The sequence below is a fragment of the Brevundimonas sp. NPDC055311 genome (genome assembly GCF_053645695.1).
Window position 1 is genome coordinate 189514 of the sequence record NZ_JBSHMV010000004.1, and the last position, 14161, is coordinate 203674.

Genomic DNA, 14161 nt, shown 5'->3' on the forward strand with positions numbered 1-14161 from the left:
ATGGCAGAGCCTGTCAGCGACAGCGACCCTCGTCAAAACAAGAGACGGCTCGCCCATACGGTCCATCATAACTGGCCGGCGGCGCGTTACCACTGGATCGTACACCAGCCGCAAAGCTGGGCGCAGTCTACCCTACGAGAGCATGGGGGAGCGCGCCCTGTTCATGGAGAGCGAAGTCGATACGGACGTCGTGGATTACCGCGCGCAACCGTTTCGCTTTGAGTTCCTCGGAGATGGCCAAAAGCGGATCTACATCGTCGATTGCGTGCGCCTGCTGAGCGACGGCTCGATCGAGATCGTCGAGGTTAAGCATGATGCAAAAGGCCTACGCGATCCGGACTACGCCGCCAAACTGCAGGCAGTAAAACTGATCTGCGAGCGGGTCGGTTGGCGCTTCCGCGTAGTGCTTCAGAAGGCGCTACGAACGTCACAAGCCTTCGACGACATCGTGGATATCCAGTCCTGGCGTTTCACGAACTTCAGCAAGGGTGATGTGTTCAGGGTCGCCTCAACGCTGGGCAACGATGCGTTAGCCCTTGGCGATCTGGCGGATGTCTTGGGCACCCTTGCTCCATCGTCCGGACATGGCGGGCGAGCGCTCGCTGTAGCCAAGCTGAAGGCAATGGTCGTTCAGCGCATCGTCCGCTTCGATCTCTCCGAACCTCTCTCACCTCGAACGAAGGTCGCGCTGGTCGCTGACAACGCGGAGCTTCTGCAATGATCAAAATTCAACTGACCAAAGGCGATGTTTGGGACATCGCTGGGGAGCGTCACGTCTTCGAACGGGAAATGGGAAGTGGATTCTTATTCTTCATGTCGGAGCGGACTTCAGCCCCATATCAAATCGAACTTGATACCGGCGAGTTCGTCACTCCGACATCGACCTGGTTCCGGGAAGAGTTTTCCGCGGGGCGGGTTAGGCGGCTGTCTCCGATGCCCAGCCGATCGGCGCAACAGCAGGCGATGGAACGCGAGGACGACTACGACGCGATCCTGGCTCGAGATCCGGAGGCGCTCGTCAGGCAAATTGTTCTGGACTCACTGGATAGAAAAAACGGCTTCTCCAAAAGCGATGAAGCGATCCGTCGTGAGCTCGCCGTCATATGGGAAGCGAAGCCTAGGCATCTCGCAGGCAAGAAACCTCCTAGCCCGTCCACGGTACGCTCTTGGCTGAAGGCTCGCGGGCAGACGGGGGAAAGGCCGCTTCGTGCCATGACGTCCATGAGTGGGCGTTGCCAGCGTTCGAAGCGGCTAGCGCCCTCCGTTCATCGTCGCATGGCGGAGGAGGCGATTGCCTATTGGAGCGACCACAAGCGGTCGATGAGGCAGAGCTTTGATGAGCTGAAAGTCTATCTGGATGGACTGAACCGCTATCTGCTGGATCGCGGCGGAGCGGGCTTCCAGGTCCCGGTGTTCGAGACGTTCCGGCGCCTGGTCAACTCGCTAGAATGCTACGATACCGTCGCCACGAAGTGGGGCGTCGCGGAAGCCAGAAAACGCTTCAAAGCTGTCGGCCAAGGCTTGGCCGCCAAGCGCCCGCTCTTACTGGGCGCCATGGATCACACGGAACTCGACGTGCATCTGGTCATGGATGCCGAAGGGTTACGCTACGTCGGGTGCGCTTGGCTCACCGTGCTGATTGATGTCCATTCAAGATGTATCGTTGGCTGGGTGCTTAGCTGGGAACCGCCGTCAATCTACTCTGTCGCAGAGTGCATCAAACGAGCCAATCGGCCGAAGCTCTGGATGGCCGAGTTTCACGAGAATGCGCCGGATTTGGTCGATATCCACGGCAAGTTCGATGAGATCATTGTCGACAACGGAATGGAGCTTGCCGGGTGCGCATTCCAGTCGAGTATGACCGATGTGGGGACAAGCGTTCGATGGGCACCGGTCGAAAAGCCTCAACATAAGGCGATCATTGAGAGATTTTTCGGGACGCTGAATGAACTGCTCTGCAAACGGCTGCCGGGCGGTCGTTTTCCGATCGACAAGCTCAGAGACTGGGGCCTGAACCCGCAGGCTGACGCGGTAATGACCTTGGAGGAGCTGACCGAGCTGCTCGACTTCACCATCGGGGTTTATCATCAGAGCCTTCACAGCACGCTAGGTGAAGCGCCGCTCAAGGCTTGGAACCGTGGCGTGCGTGGAGCCGGCGGCATCCAGGTCATCGGCGATGATAGTCAACTCGACAAAATGATCGGCAAAGAAACCGAGCGGGTGCTGGATCGCTCGGGGATCGAGATTTTCAATCACACCTACCACGATGAGGCGATCACCCAGGTCTTGCTTGAGGATCTCGCCTCCGGTCAGCCAAAGCGCAATCGTAGAAAGGGATCGGCCACCTGTCTGGTGAAGCTGAAGTATAATCCTGCCAACATCGGATCCATCCACGTCTGGAACCCCAAAAGGCGCATCTTCCAAACATTGCCCTGCACTGACCCTGAGGTCGAAGGCGTAGGCGAGTGGCAGGCTAGTGTCGTCCAGCGCTGGGTGCGGGAGGAGCAGGGCGTTACAAAAGCTCGGGAGCGCGAGCTGCGATGCGCCCTGTACGAGAAGATCAGGGGGCTAACCTCGGCCGGAACCCATAAGCGGATTCAACGAAACGAAGCTCGGCTTCTCAGCTCTCCAAAAGTGCACGAGGTCATGTCGGAGCACTTGAGGGTCGAGTACGCTGAAACGCGTCACGATGGGATGGCTCCGATCATCCCTACGGTGCCGCTGGCCCCCGAACGTTCCGATGATCACGTCAAACCGAAGCGTCCTCCAAGGGGACGGCGAAAGACTGCCGCCAAGCCTGCTGCGTCCCCCAAGCCGTCGTCCGAGCCTGCGGTCCAATGGATGCGCCGCGATAGCCAGCAGGGTGAGTGGGAGGGGCTCCAATGAGCACTTTCAGAACCCCGCTCGATCTGAACGAGGCAATCGCCGAGAAGCTGGCTCGCTTCAAGCGAGTGTTCATACCCTATCCTCCTCACGTGCACTTCCATGAACGCTTGGACTACCTCCAACGGTTGGGACGACGGTGCAGGGGCGAGCCTCAAATGGGGCTCCGCGTTCTCGCTCCCACCGGCTCGGGCAAAAGCACGGCTGCGTTGGCTTACATCGCCTTTGTCGAGAGTCTGCGCCCAAGAACCGAGACCTTCATACCGGTCATCAAGATCGAGCTTGAGAGGAACTCAACATCCAAAAAGTTGATGATGTCCATCCTCAATGCGTTGGGCGATCCCTACTCACATCACGGCAATGAACTCACCCTCAAGCGGCGCGTGCTGGAGTATTTCAAACGCTTCGGCGTCGAGCTCCTGATCGTCGATGAGGTTCAACACCTGAACTATCGTGGCAGCCCGAGGAACGACGTCACGGACGCCCTGAAGGTGCTGCTGGACAGTGGAGTGGTCCCGATCGCGTTTCTGGGGACGCTGGAAGCCAAGGTGCTGTTTGAGCGCAATCTCCAGCTCAACGGTCGTCTGCTGCCGCCCTGCGACCTACAGCCCTTGGATAGTAAACGAGCGGGTGATCGTGACCTGTTCGCACGGTTCGTGGATCGGCTGGATCACGCCATTGTCGAGCAGGGGATCCTGCCGAACTTGTCCAACCTCGAAAGTGCGGGCCTTCTCCCCGCGTTGTTCGAAGTATCTGATGGCGTCGTTGGCAGGGTGTCCCGACTCCTGCAGGTCGCACTGGAAGCGGCGCTTCGGCGCGATGCGCAGTGTCTGGAACGTGCCGACATCTCTTGGGGCATCGACCACTGGGCGGTGCCGCAGTCCTTTATCAAAGCCAATCCATTGATTGGGGCGACATATGGCTGACGGATCGATCATGTTGCCTGCGGCGACGGGATCGGTGACGGGGAGGAGGCTTCTCTTCCCCGTCATGCCCGCGCCAGGGGAGACCTTGCCTGGGTATCTTCTTCGGAATGTAGAGCCCAACTTCCTGTCCAGTATCCGCCCCTTGCTCAGTGTCGCGGGAGTGGACGTCGCTCTCGCCGGAAACTGCATCGATAAGCTGAGCCGAGTTTCTTGGCGCTTATACGACAACTTCGGCGTTCCGGAGCACGCCTGGAACGGGTTGTGGGGCGTCGAAAGTGAGCAGGGCGGGCGCCGTCGGCTAGGCGGAGTTTGGCTTGCTCCGGATCAGGTCGAGAGTGGTCGGCGCCGTGTGCCGCCGAGCCATGTCCCTGGCGCGCCGGACAAAGCCATTTGGATGGTGCGCGACCTTGGGTTCTGCCCGACCAGCTGGGAGATGTTGATCGACTGCTGCCCTCGCCCGACCTGTAATTTGCTGACCTGGATGAACGCGACAGCGCTCCACGTTTGCGGTTACTGCAGGACGCCGGTTTCAGCGCTAAAGCGGCGCACAGTGCCGAGAGCGTATCGGCCGGCGCTCAGCTGGGTAGTGGGGCTGTTCGGTGATGATGCTGAGCAGGAGCGGTCGATGAAGGCTTTGCCGCCGATGTTCGGCGCTGAGACGCCGACCGACGCCTATGAGCTCCTGCTGGGTATCGCCCGCCCGCTGCGCGTTGCTCGCGATCCCTCGATACATGGGCGAGTAAAACTGGACCTTCTCGATGTCGCGAGGGCCTGTCGTTACCTCCTGGATCATCCCCGGTCGCACTGGGATCTGCATCAGCAGGGCGGCGAAGTCGTTTCGGCATTTCGCGCGCGGTTGGAGGCGCAGCTTCGGTTTTCCCAGCGCCCCGTAGTCAGGTCGGACTTAGTCCGCGTCCTGCAATACGGTTGGCCTAGGAAGAGCACGGTCGATCCAGGGTGGGAAGCCGAATGGGTCAGCGTAACGGAAGCAGCGGCTATACTTCGCCTGGAACGGCGCAAAGTAAGGTCGCTCATTGATGCTGGCCTACTCCATGAGGATAGCAAGCTAGGCGGCCAGCACCGGATGCATAGCTCGCTCCAGAGGGTGAACGTGGATAGGCTCCGAGGTGAGCTGATGGCGCAAATGCCGCTGAGGGAGTTTCAGTCCCGCACGGGTTTGAGCCGATCTGCCGTCGAACAACTTCTCGGGCTCGGTCTACTTGCCGAAACAACCAGTGCGGCCACGAAGCTGGTTTATCAGGGCTTTCATATTGAACGGGAAAGCGCTGAGGCGCTTTTGGACGGCCTAGCGGCCGCGTCCGACGTTGAGCCTGGTGAGGGCGACGTGCCGATCTGGGAGGTCATGCGTGGGGTCGGGGGGAGGCGGAAACCATGGGCCCGTCTGTTGAGGGCTGCTCTAGATGGCAAACTGCCGGGCGGCCTCCGAGGCGCGCGTGGCAGCAAGATCACCGATCTGACCCTCCACCCAGTGACGGCGCGGCACTTGGTCATGGGCGGGGTCGAAGCCGGCCATCCGTTCGAGTTTCAGGCTGGTGATCTGGGGCAGTGGGAGCGGTCCGACATGGCCTCGTGCGAAGTCGAAGAGTACCTGAACTGCACGGCTCAGGATGTGTGCTGGCTTCGGCAGCGGAAATATCTCCAGTCGCTGAGCGCCAAGGGCGAGGTCGCACAATACGCCAGACATGAGGTCGAGACTCTGGGGCGACGGATGATCACGACGCGAGAGGTCGCCGCTCGTATCGGAAAGCCGCCCGCTAAGCTCTGGCCGGAACTACAGGCCTTCAGCGTCGGAGGGAGCTTGGGGCAAGGCTTCTACGAACGAGCTCTCATCGAGCCTTGGATGGCGCCGGCATGAATAACGAACGCAAACGCCGGGTACGACAGCGTCAAATCCTTCACTGGGCTCAGGGCGGTCGTTGTGCGGGATGCGGCAAGCCCATGGGACTGAAGCGTGGCCTGCCGAGGGATCGACCCGATTATCCCACCTACGACCACATAGTGCTCAAGTGCCGTGGCGGCGGGCACGGGCTGATAAACGGTCTGCTGAAGCATTTCGCCTGCAATATGCGACGGGGATCAGACCCACCGACAGGATGTGATCGGATCTGGCACGCCGTGGTGCTGGAGCGTCTCTACTCTCAGGCCGCCACCAAACGGTGGCGGCTGGAAATGGATACGCCGGAGATGTTTGTGATCGGACGCCGGGAGGAAGGCTGAGCGGGGCGCTTTGCGCCTAAGCGGCATTTTCTGAAGCAAGCTGCTTCAGGCTCCTTCTGACTCGAAGCTCACCTTCGAAAGGTCTCTTGGTGGACATTGATCCGAACTTCACCGCGCCAGTCCGCTTCAGACTTAGAGGGCTGTTGGGAACGTCGGCTGCTAGCCGCGCATACGCTACGGCTTTCTCTGGCTATATGGCGGGCTTATCTGTGGGCGCTCTTCCTGACACCGACTGGCATGGCTTGCTTGTGGGGGCCTGGTCAGCCGATCTGCAGCTGGACTGGTGTCTGGTTGGCGATCTGGATCGCCGCATGGAGGTCTACGGTGGCGTCGTCGGAGGTGATCGAGACTACGAGCGCATAGCGAGCCTTCCGGTCCCACTGGCCGAGGGAGGTCCTGTTCTTCCACCAACCAGCCACGGGGTAGACGGCGATCACGTTGCGTGCCGCTAGGTCGACCGCTGGGCCTTCCCAGACATCGCAGTGCAGGGATCCGGCCGCGATGCTCTGCGTCCCGAACTTCCACCGGTTGTCGGTCTCGGCCTTGGGCCTGACGACGTCCTTTACCCGCTCGCTTTGATTGAAGCGGCGGACGAAGTCCGGGGTGGATTCCGTCGGCCGCTTCAGATCGTACCGTAGTCCGAACGACTGGTACCGAGACGGCGTGACCGGGGCCAGGTCGCCGGGGCTTGGCTCGACAAAGTAAGACAGCACCACCTTCAGCTGGACGTTCTTGTCCAGCGCCTCTAGCGCGGCCTTCGGCCAGGGAAGATCGTAATAGTGAGCGACATTTAGGGTAGGTGCCTGCAAGACATTCCTGCCATCCTTGTCGACCTTGCGCTCGCGCTTGAACGGCTGCAGTTCTCCCTGGGCGATCAGCGCGACATCATTGCGAGCTGACGACAGTGCGCGTTCCAGTTGTGGGACGCCGTAGCCGAACTGGCGGGCTTCCTTGATGCACGCTCCCTTGGTCTTGCAGCTCTTCAACCGCTCCAGCATGCGAGGAGTCCATTGGGCGCTGTGGACCATCAGGGCTCTTACCGTTTCGGGCCACAGGTCCGGCTGATCGGCCATGATTGTGGCGGCGAAGCTAGCGGCTTGGGCCGTGGCAGGGCTGGTCGCCCAGATCGTTGTCAGAGGCAGTTGGTCGAACTCGCGGGCGGTAGTGAGCAGGGAGAGGGAGTCCAACCCGGCGACGATCTCCGTCCCGGCCGCGTTCAGCGCCCTGTTGCCCGCCTCGAACACGACCTCGGGCTTGATCGGCGTCACCGAATGAGACCAGTCGACAGAGTTCCGGCTGAAGGGACTGACGTCTCCAACGCCCGCAGCCACGGTCCAGCCGTCATAGCCGCCGTCTTTGATATCGACCTTATCGGTGAAGCCGCCGACGGACAGCGCGTTCCAAGCCTGGGCTGGATCTTCGATAGGGAATTCGTCGGCGTCGGAAATCAAGTCCGGATCGGACTCGTCCTGGATGTTACCAGCAGAGATGACGAACAGGCGCCGCTGGGCACCCGCGACCGCATCGCCGGGCATGATCCCGGCGCAAATCTGGTCGACCGCCGCGCTCCAACTGGTCGGCCGTTCCCCCGAAACGTCAAAATTGGTGACCGCCATGCAGAACACTCGGCCCACAGCCGGCGCTGCGATCTCCGTAAGCGAAATCGCTGATTGGGTGATGCTCCCGTAATTCTCTGGCTCGGTCTTAGGGAAGCCTGGGGGAGGGAGAATTTTCACTGACTCGAGCCCATGCGCGAGGTCGATCGGCGCGCTGCTCGCGATCGGATAAGTCAGGTCTCCGTAGAGCGCGACGCCCGCCATACCAGTACCGTGTCCGAGAGGGCTGGTGTCGTCCACAAGCCAGGCGGCGTCTACCGCATGACATTCGTTCAACGTCAGCACGGTCGCCAACAAAGGGTGGTCGTAGGCGACGCCGCCGTCGAGCACGCAGACCGTCGGCGCATTAGCGGCCGGCGCGACCACACGGCCCACAAGGTCGTCAGACCAAGCGGACTGGTCCCGCCGGAATACGGTGTGGAAGACATGCGGCGAGTCCTCCGCGCGCCGCAGTTCCTCGATTGCGTCGCAGTTCTGGAGGAGACGCTGGATGTCGGCGCGCGATCCATAGACCGGGACGACCACGTAGTCGGGGAACTTCAGACGCCGTTCGCTCACTCGCAGCTTCAGCCCACGAGCTGCCTTCAGCATGTTCGCGACGCGATCCTTCCAGCACCAGCACTCCCACCAAAGCGTCTCGTCGACGACAGGCAGAGGACGCTGGTCGGTCCAGAGGCTGGAAATCGCACCCGGCCGGATCGTCTCGAGCGGATCCATCTTGGATCGATGTCTCGCTTTCTGATCCGGAGGCGTGTTCGTGTATTCCGCGACCTTGGTCAGCAGGTAATCGGTGCTGGCGAGCGGCACGAAGACGGCGCCTACTTCGACGCCCTTATCGTTCACCTTGACCGCACCCATGCGGATGTCTTTCTGGACCCACGACAGGTCGGGCAGTCCCTCACCGGCTCTGGCTTCGACCTCGACGTACAGGCCGGCCTTGCCGGCGGCGCTGGCGGTCTCGCGGAGGACCAAACCGGCCCGGGCTGCCGTGAAGGCTTCCGTGAACGCCTGCGTCAGGCGAGGGCCATTGGTCTTGTGATCCTGGACCTTGATGGCCTCGCTCATGTCGCGGTTGGGCGCGCTGTAGTCGCCGACCTTGCGCCGCCCGTCGATCCTGACGTGCTTCAGATTGTGGGGAGCGGGGTGCGAATCAGCCATGGGACGAATTCACGCACGACTATGTGCGCTGTCTAGGTCAGAAATCGCCGATCTTTCAGATCTCAGTGAGTGAAGCTAGGGTCTCACGAACCATGCGACGTTCGTGCAGGGCGCCCGTAAGGGCGTCGGTCTGGACTGTCTTGAGGTCGTTCAGGATAGCGTCTTTGATCACTTCGTCGGCGGCGCGAGACAGGTCGGCCTGGCTCAGGCCATGCGCGGCTTCAACGATCTTCGACCATGCCATCCGCGCGCCTTTGAAGCGACCCAGCCGGGCCTCGAGCAGGGCGCGCACGGCCTTATCGTCGGGCAGGCCGTATTCGAGCGCGTCGTCGAAGCGCCGGAACAGCGCGCGATCAAGCAGTTCGGGGTGGTTGGTGGCGCAGACCACGAGGCTGTCTGTGGAGTTGGGCTCTTCCAGGAACTGGAGGAAGGAGTTGAGCACCCGTCGCATCTCGCCGACGTCGTTGTCTGCGGTTCGGCGGCCCCCGATGGCGTCGAACTCGTCGAACAGATAGACACCCCGGACATTGGCGACTTGATCGAAGACTAGCCGTAGCTTTGCAGCGGTCTCGCCCATGAAGCGGGTAATGAGGGTATCCAGCCGGATCGTGAACAGGGGCAGCCTAAGCTCGCCCGCGAGCGCGGACGCGGTCATGGTCTTGCCCGCTCCCGGCGGACCGACGAACAGCAGGCGGGAGTTCGGTGTCTGGTTATGCGCGCGCAGGCGATCGCGATGCCGCTGCTGCAGGAGAATGCGAGACAGCCGATCGGACAGTTCCTGACGAAGGACGACGTCACTCAGCCTCGTCTTCGGATAGGTGGTATTCAGCAGGTTCTGGAGTTCACCGCGCGGCCGCGAGATCGGGATGCTGACTTCATCGGCGGCGACGGCGGTGGGACCGATCGTTCGCTTGCGATCGCGCGCGGTGTCGACCAGCCGCTTGAGCTCGTCGGCGACCTCATTGCGGCCCCGGCGTGATTCCGCGGCAGCGACTTGCAGGGCGATCGAGAGGAACTGCTCCTCTTCGCCCTGAACATGACTGTTCAATAGCGCAACGATTTGTCGAGCAGTGGCCATGCGGAATCCGTTTTGCCGACGCACCATCGGCCGCCGGTCCCTATGACGAGGTTAACGGGTTCGAACCACGTTCGCGAGCGTTGGTTGTGCGATTTGGACCGCTGCGGCCAGTTCCCGCCATTCTGCATCTAAAAAGCGAGCTTGCCGGCCGGGCTGTGCTTGAGGCTGAACCGCTTTAGGCTCTCGTGCTTAGCGCTGGCTCGCACAAACTGAGTTCGAGCGGATCGAGGCCGTCGAGGTCGATGTCGGTCATGGCTAGGTTCGATATAGGGGCCGCCGCGGATAGACGCGCGCCGTCGGGACGACAAGTGGGGCCGATCTGGTCGTTCAAGTGCATGCGCAAAGGTCTGGTTTCCGGATGGCTATGAATGACCGCTCATGGCGCGTAGTAGACGCGGTCAGGGGCGAGCGACTGAGCCACTCTTAGGTGGTCTCGTGCGGATTTGAGCCGCCCTTAAGTGGTCGCGCCAGTTGGTCAGAGCCGGCTAGACGCAGCGGCTATCGGCCTTCGGTGAGCCGCTCTTAAGTGGTCCGGATATCCCCTTTATTTTCGACGGATTCGGGCGGGTCGACAGGCCGCGACCGGGCTCCGGTTGGGCCGAAGCCAGGCGGGCTCTAGACGATCTTCTCCAGGGCGCGATCATACCGTTCTCGCGCAACCGCCAGGGTGGCGCGCGCCTGGGTCTTGGCCGACGGCTCGTCCAACTGGCGGCGGTACGCCTCATGCGCGGCGCGCAGGCCCTCAAGGGCGTTGTCCCACTCGACGTAGATGGGGGCGTTGTAGTCGATCATCCCTCTGATCCTCCCGTGGACATGGAGGGGGAACGGATGTCGGGCCGCCTCGGTCATGCGGCTAATCTTCGCGCCTCGCCTGACGCTGTTCGGCCATGCGGGAAAAGCGGGGTCAGGCGAGGGCTTAGAACAGCAGGTAGGACCCGAGTTCGACGATGAAGACGATGTCCGCGATCACCAGCGCGGCGAGAATGGCGATCAGGATGTAGTGCGGTTCGGGGCGTGCTGCGTGGTCGTTCATGGCGCTCTCCTTCCGAGAAGCAATGCTCCAGCACGCCAACCGATCCGGAAATTCTGCGAGAAAGGCTTTAGAACCAGGCCTTGACGCCGACGACGAGGCGCGTGTCCTCCGGATCCTGGCCTCTGGCCCTGGCGTAGTCGGCGGTCTCCCCCAGCGAGCGGCTCCATTCGACGCCGACGTAGGGGGCGAACTCCTTGCGGATTTCATAGCGCAGACGCAGCCCCGCCGTGACCGAAGTCAGGCCCGAGCCGATCTCCAGCTCCGGGATGTCGCCGGCTGACAAGGCCATCTCGATCGCCGGCTGCAGGATCCATTTCTGGGTGATGCGCTGGTCGTACTCGGCCTCGACGCGGGCGGTCAGGTCGCCTTCGGTCGACAGGAAGGCGGCCGCGCCCATCTCGAACCAATAGGGGGCGACGCCCTGGACGCCGATGGTCAGGTGGGTGGCGTCCTCGCCATCCGGACGGAAGTCCTGGCGCACGCCCGCCTGCACGTCCCAGAAGGGCGCGATGGCGCGGCTGTAGAGGGCCTGGACCTCGACTTCGTGCAGTTTGCCGTCGATCTCGCCTTCGCCCTCGGTCTTCCACCAGAAGCGATTGATGTCGCCGCCGGTCCAGCCTTGGGCGCCCCAGCTGTAGGTGTCGGCGCCGTCGCCGAACCCGGCCTCGAGGGAGTCGATCAGCACGGCCGTCGAGCGGATGTCGCCGTTCTCGGCCAGAAGCTGCTTGCGCGCCGCCGCCATGACAGCGGGGTCGAACAGCAGGTCGGCGGCGTGGGCCGGAGCCGAGCGAGCGGCGGCCGGAGGCGGCGTCTCGACCATGCGGCCGCCGACGGCGTCCACGCTGGTCGGGATGTTCGGCCCGCCGCGCGCGACGCTCATGTCGTGACCCGCATGCGGATCTGCGGGCGCAGCGCCATGCCCGGCGTGCGGATCGGCCTGAGCCGCCGGAGTTGGAGCCATGTCGTGACCCGCGTGGGGGTCGGTCGGGGCCGCGTTGTGACCGGCATGCGGATCGGCTTGAGCGGCTTGGGTCTGGGTTTGGGCCATGTCGTGGCCGGCGTGGGGATCGGCCGCAGCCGCGCCATGTCCGGCATGGCCGCTCATGTCATGACCGGCGTGCGGATCGGCCTGAGCGTCGGAGGCGGCGGCGCCGTGCATGGGGCAGGGCTTTCCGTCGCGCATCATGGGACAGTCGGGCGCGGGGGCGGCGGCCGGCGTCTGGGCGGCAGGTGTCGGCGACGCCGCGGGAGCATGACCGGCATGGTTCTGAGCGACGGCGGATCCGGCCGCGATCATCAGGGGCAGAGCCGCGACGGCGGCGAACAGGGCGCGGCTCATCGGGCGGCTCCATCCAGCGGGCGAACGGTGACGACGTTGAACATGCCCGCGTGCATGTGCATCAGCAGGTGACAGTGGAAGGCCCAGTCGCCGGGCGCGTCTGCGGTCAGGTCGAAGGTGACCTTGCCGCCGGGGGCGACGTTGACCGTGTGCTTCAGCGGCTGATGGCCGTCGTGGCCGTTGACCAGTTCGAAGAAGTGGCCGTGCAGGTGGATGGGGTGGGCCATCATGGTGTCGTTGACCAGGGTCACACGCACCCGCTCGTTCAGTTCGAAACGGATAGGCTCGACCAGTTCCGAGAATTTGCGGCCGTCAAAGCCCCACATGAACCGCTCCATATTGCCGGTCAGGTGGATTTCCATGGTGCGCGACGGCGCGCGGCGGTCCCGGTTCGGCGTCAGGGCGCGCAGGTCGGCGTAGACCAGCACGCGGTGGTCGACGTCTTCCAGGCCCTGAGGCCGGTCGGCCAGCCGGTTGGACGGGGCGGGCGAGATCATGTCCACGCCGACGCCGACCGCCATGTCGGCCGGGGCGTTGTTCGGATCGCGCATGCTCATGCCGCCATGATCCATGCCTGCGTGATCCATGGGGGCGGCGGGGCCATGTCCCATGGCCGAATGATCCATCCCCGCCATTGAGCCGTGATCCATGCCGCCCATGCCCCCGCCCATGCCCATATCCTTCATGGTCAGGTTCGGAACCTGGCGCAGGGGCGGAACCTCGGCCGTCATGCCCAGGCGGGGCGCCAGGGTGGCGCGACCCATGCCCGAGCGGTCTATGGCTTCGGAGACGATGGTGTAGGCGCGGTCCTCAAGCGGACGGACGATGACGTCATAGGTCTCGGCCACCGAAATCTGGAACTCGTCCACCTCGACCGGGCGGACATGCTCGCCGTCAGCCTGGACCACGGTCATGGGCAGGCCGGGAATGCGGACGTTGAAGATCGACATGGCCGAGGCGTTGATGATGCGCAGGCGAACGCGCTCGCCGGGCCGGAACAGGCCGGTCCAGTTCTCGTCCGGGCCATGGCCGTTGACCAGATAGGTGTAGGTCGTGCCGTTGACGTCGAGGATATCGCGCGGGTCCATCCGCATCGAGCCCCACATCCGCCGCTCGGACAGGCTCATGCGGTCCGAACCGTCCAGCAGGCCCGCCAGGGTCGTCTTCTGCTGGTTGAAGTAGCCGGGGCTCTTCTTCAGCTTGTCGAGGATTTCGTGCGGATGCAGGAAGCTCCAGTCCGACAGGACCAGGACGTGCTCGCGGTCATAGGCGACCGGGTCGGCGCCGGCCGGGTCGATGACGATGGGGCCGTAGTGGCCCATGGCCTCCTGAAGGCCCGAATGGCTGTGATACCAATAGGTGCCCGACTGCTTGATCGGGAACTCGTAGACGAAGGTCTCGTGCGGCTTGATGCCGGGGAAGCTGACGCCCGGCACGCCGTCCATCTGGAACGGCAGCAGCAGGCCGTGCCAGTGGATGGAGGTGTCCTCCTCCAGATGGTTGGTCACCGACAGGCGCACGTTCTGGCCTTCGCGCATACGAAGCAGGGGCGCGGGCAGCAGGCCGTTGACCATGAAGGCGTGGCCGGTGCGGCCGCCGACGGTGAAGTCGGCATGGCCCACGCTCAGGTCGATGTTCGGCCCCGTCAGCGTCGGCAGGTCGGCGCGCAGGCCCGGCGATCCGGTCTGGGCCCAGGCGGGCAGCAGGCCCTGCAGGCCCAGTATGCCGCCGCCCATGGCCGCGCCTCGCAACAGGGTTCGCCGGTCCAGTGATGTTGTCGCCATGAGGGTCTCGGAGCAGGCCGCTCGCCGCGGGGCGGAGCGCAAAGGGGGGTTCGTCGGGAATACGCGGCCCTGGCCGTCATCCCTCATTCGACAGATAGCGTCAGGA

Annotated in this window: 10 protein-coding genes; 5 read left to right on the top strand and 5 right to left on the bottom strand. The window is 63.1% G+C overall.

Going from position 1 to position 14161, the window contains the following annotated elements:
* Positions 1-142: 142 nt before the first annotated feature.
* The 5 genes from ACWIDZ_RS14340 to ACWIDZ_RS14360 all read left to right on the top strand — a co-directional run bounded on the left by ACWIDZ_RS14340 (position 143) and on the right by ACWIDZ_RS14360 (position 6047).
* The gene (locus ACWIDZ_RS14340; protein WP_453989675.1) at positions 143-721 is read left to right on the top strand and encodes a TnsA endonuclease N-terminal domain-containing protein; all 579 of its coding nucleotides are present in this window, start codon (positions 143-145) and stop codon (positions 719-721) included.
* Positions 718-2886, top strand: a complete 2169-nt coding sequence (locus ACWIDZ_RS14345; RefSeq protein WP_453989673.1) for a hypothetical protein — start codon at positions 718-720, stop codon at positions 2884-2886. Before ACWIDZ_RS14340 ends, ACWIDZ_RS14345 begins: the two co-directional genes overlap by 4 nt.
* Positions 2883-3809, top strand: a complete 927-nt coding sequence (locus tag ACWIDZ_RS14350; RefSeq protein ID WP_453989671.1) for a TniB family NTP-binding protein — start codon at positions 2883-2885, stop codon at positions 3807-3809. The genes ACWIDZ_RS14345 and ACWIDZ_RS14350 overlap by 4 nt, the downstream gene beginning before the upstream one ends.
* A gap of 469 nt (positions 3810-4278) precedes the next feature.
* Complete coding sequence (locus ACWIDZ_RS14355; protein ID WP_454071103.1) at positions 4279-5685, top strand: helix-turn-helix domain-containing protein; 1407 nt, start codon at positions 4279-4281, stop codon at positions 5683-5685.
* Positions 5682-6047, top strand: coding sequence for a hypothetical protein (locus tag ACWIDZ_RS14360; RefSeq protein ID WP_453989667.1), 366 nt, complete (start codon positions 5682-5684; stop codon positions 6045-6047). Before ACWIDZ_RS14355 ends, ACWIDZ_RS14360 begins: the two co-directional genes overlap by 4 nt.
* Before the next feature lie 260 nt (positions 6048-6307).
* Here ACWIDZ_RS14360 and ACWIDZ_RS14365 read toward each other — a convergent pair whose 3' ends face one another.
* The 5 genes from ACWIDZ_RS14365 to ACWIDZ_RS14385 form a co-directional block, all read right to left on the bottom strand.
* Positions 6308-8821: a S8 family peptidase gene (locus tag ACWIDZ_RS14365; RefSeq protein ID WP_453989666.1), complete on the bottom strand. Its 2514-nt coding sequence runs from the start codon at positions 8819-8821 to the stop codon at positions 6308-6310.
* A 55-nt stretch (positions 8822-8876) separates the two neighbouring features.
* Positions 8877-9899: an AAA family ATPase gene (locus ACWIDZ_RS14370; protein ID WP_453989665.1), complete on the bottom strand. Its 1023-nt coding sequence runs from the start codon at positions 9897-9899 to the stop codon at positions 8877-8879.
* Between the two features lie 615 nt (positions 9900-10514).
* Positions 10515-10691 (bottom strand): hypothetical protein, encoded by a 177-nt coding sequence (locus ACWIDZ_RS14375; protein WP_312218230.1) that lies wholly within the window; start codon positions 10689-10691, stop codon positions 10515-10517.
* 308 nt (positions 10692-10999) lie between these two features.
* A complete protein-coding gene (locus ACWIDZ_RS14380; RefSeq protein ID WP_453989664.1) occupies positions 11000-12271 on the bottom strand; it encodes a copper resistance protein B in 1272 nt (423 codons plus the stop codon).
* Positions 12268-14055 (bottom strand): copper resistance system multicopper oxidase, encoded by a 1788-nt coding sequence (locus tag ACWIDZ_RS14385; RefSeq protein WP_453989663.1) that lies wholly within the window; start codon positions 14053-14055, stop codon positions 12268-12270. Before ACWIDZ_RS14385 ends, ACWIDZ_RS14380 begins: the two co-directional genes overlap by 4 nt.
* Positions 14056-14161 lie beyond the last annotated feature (106 nt).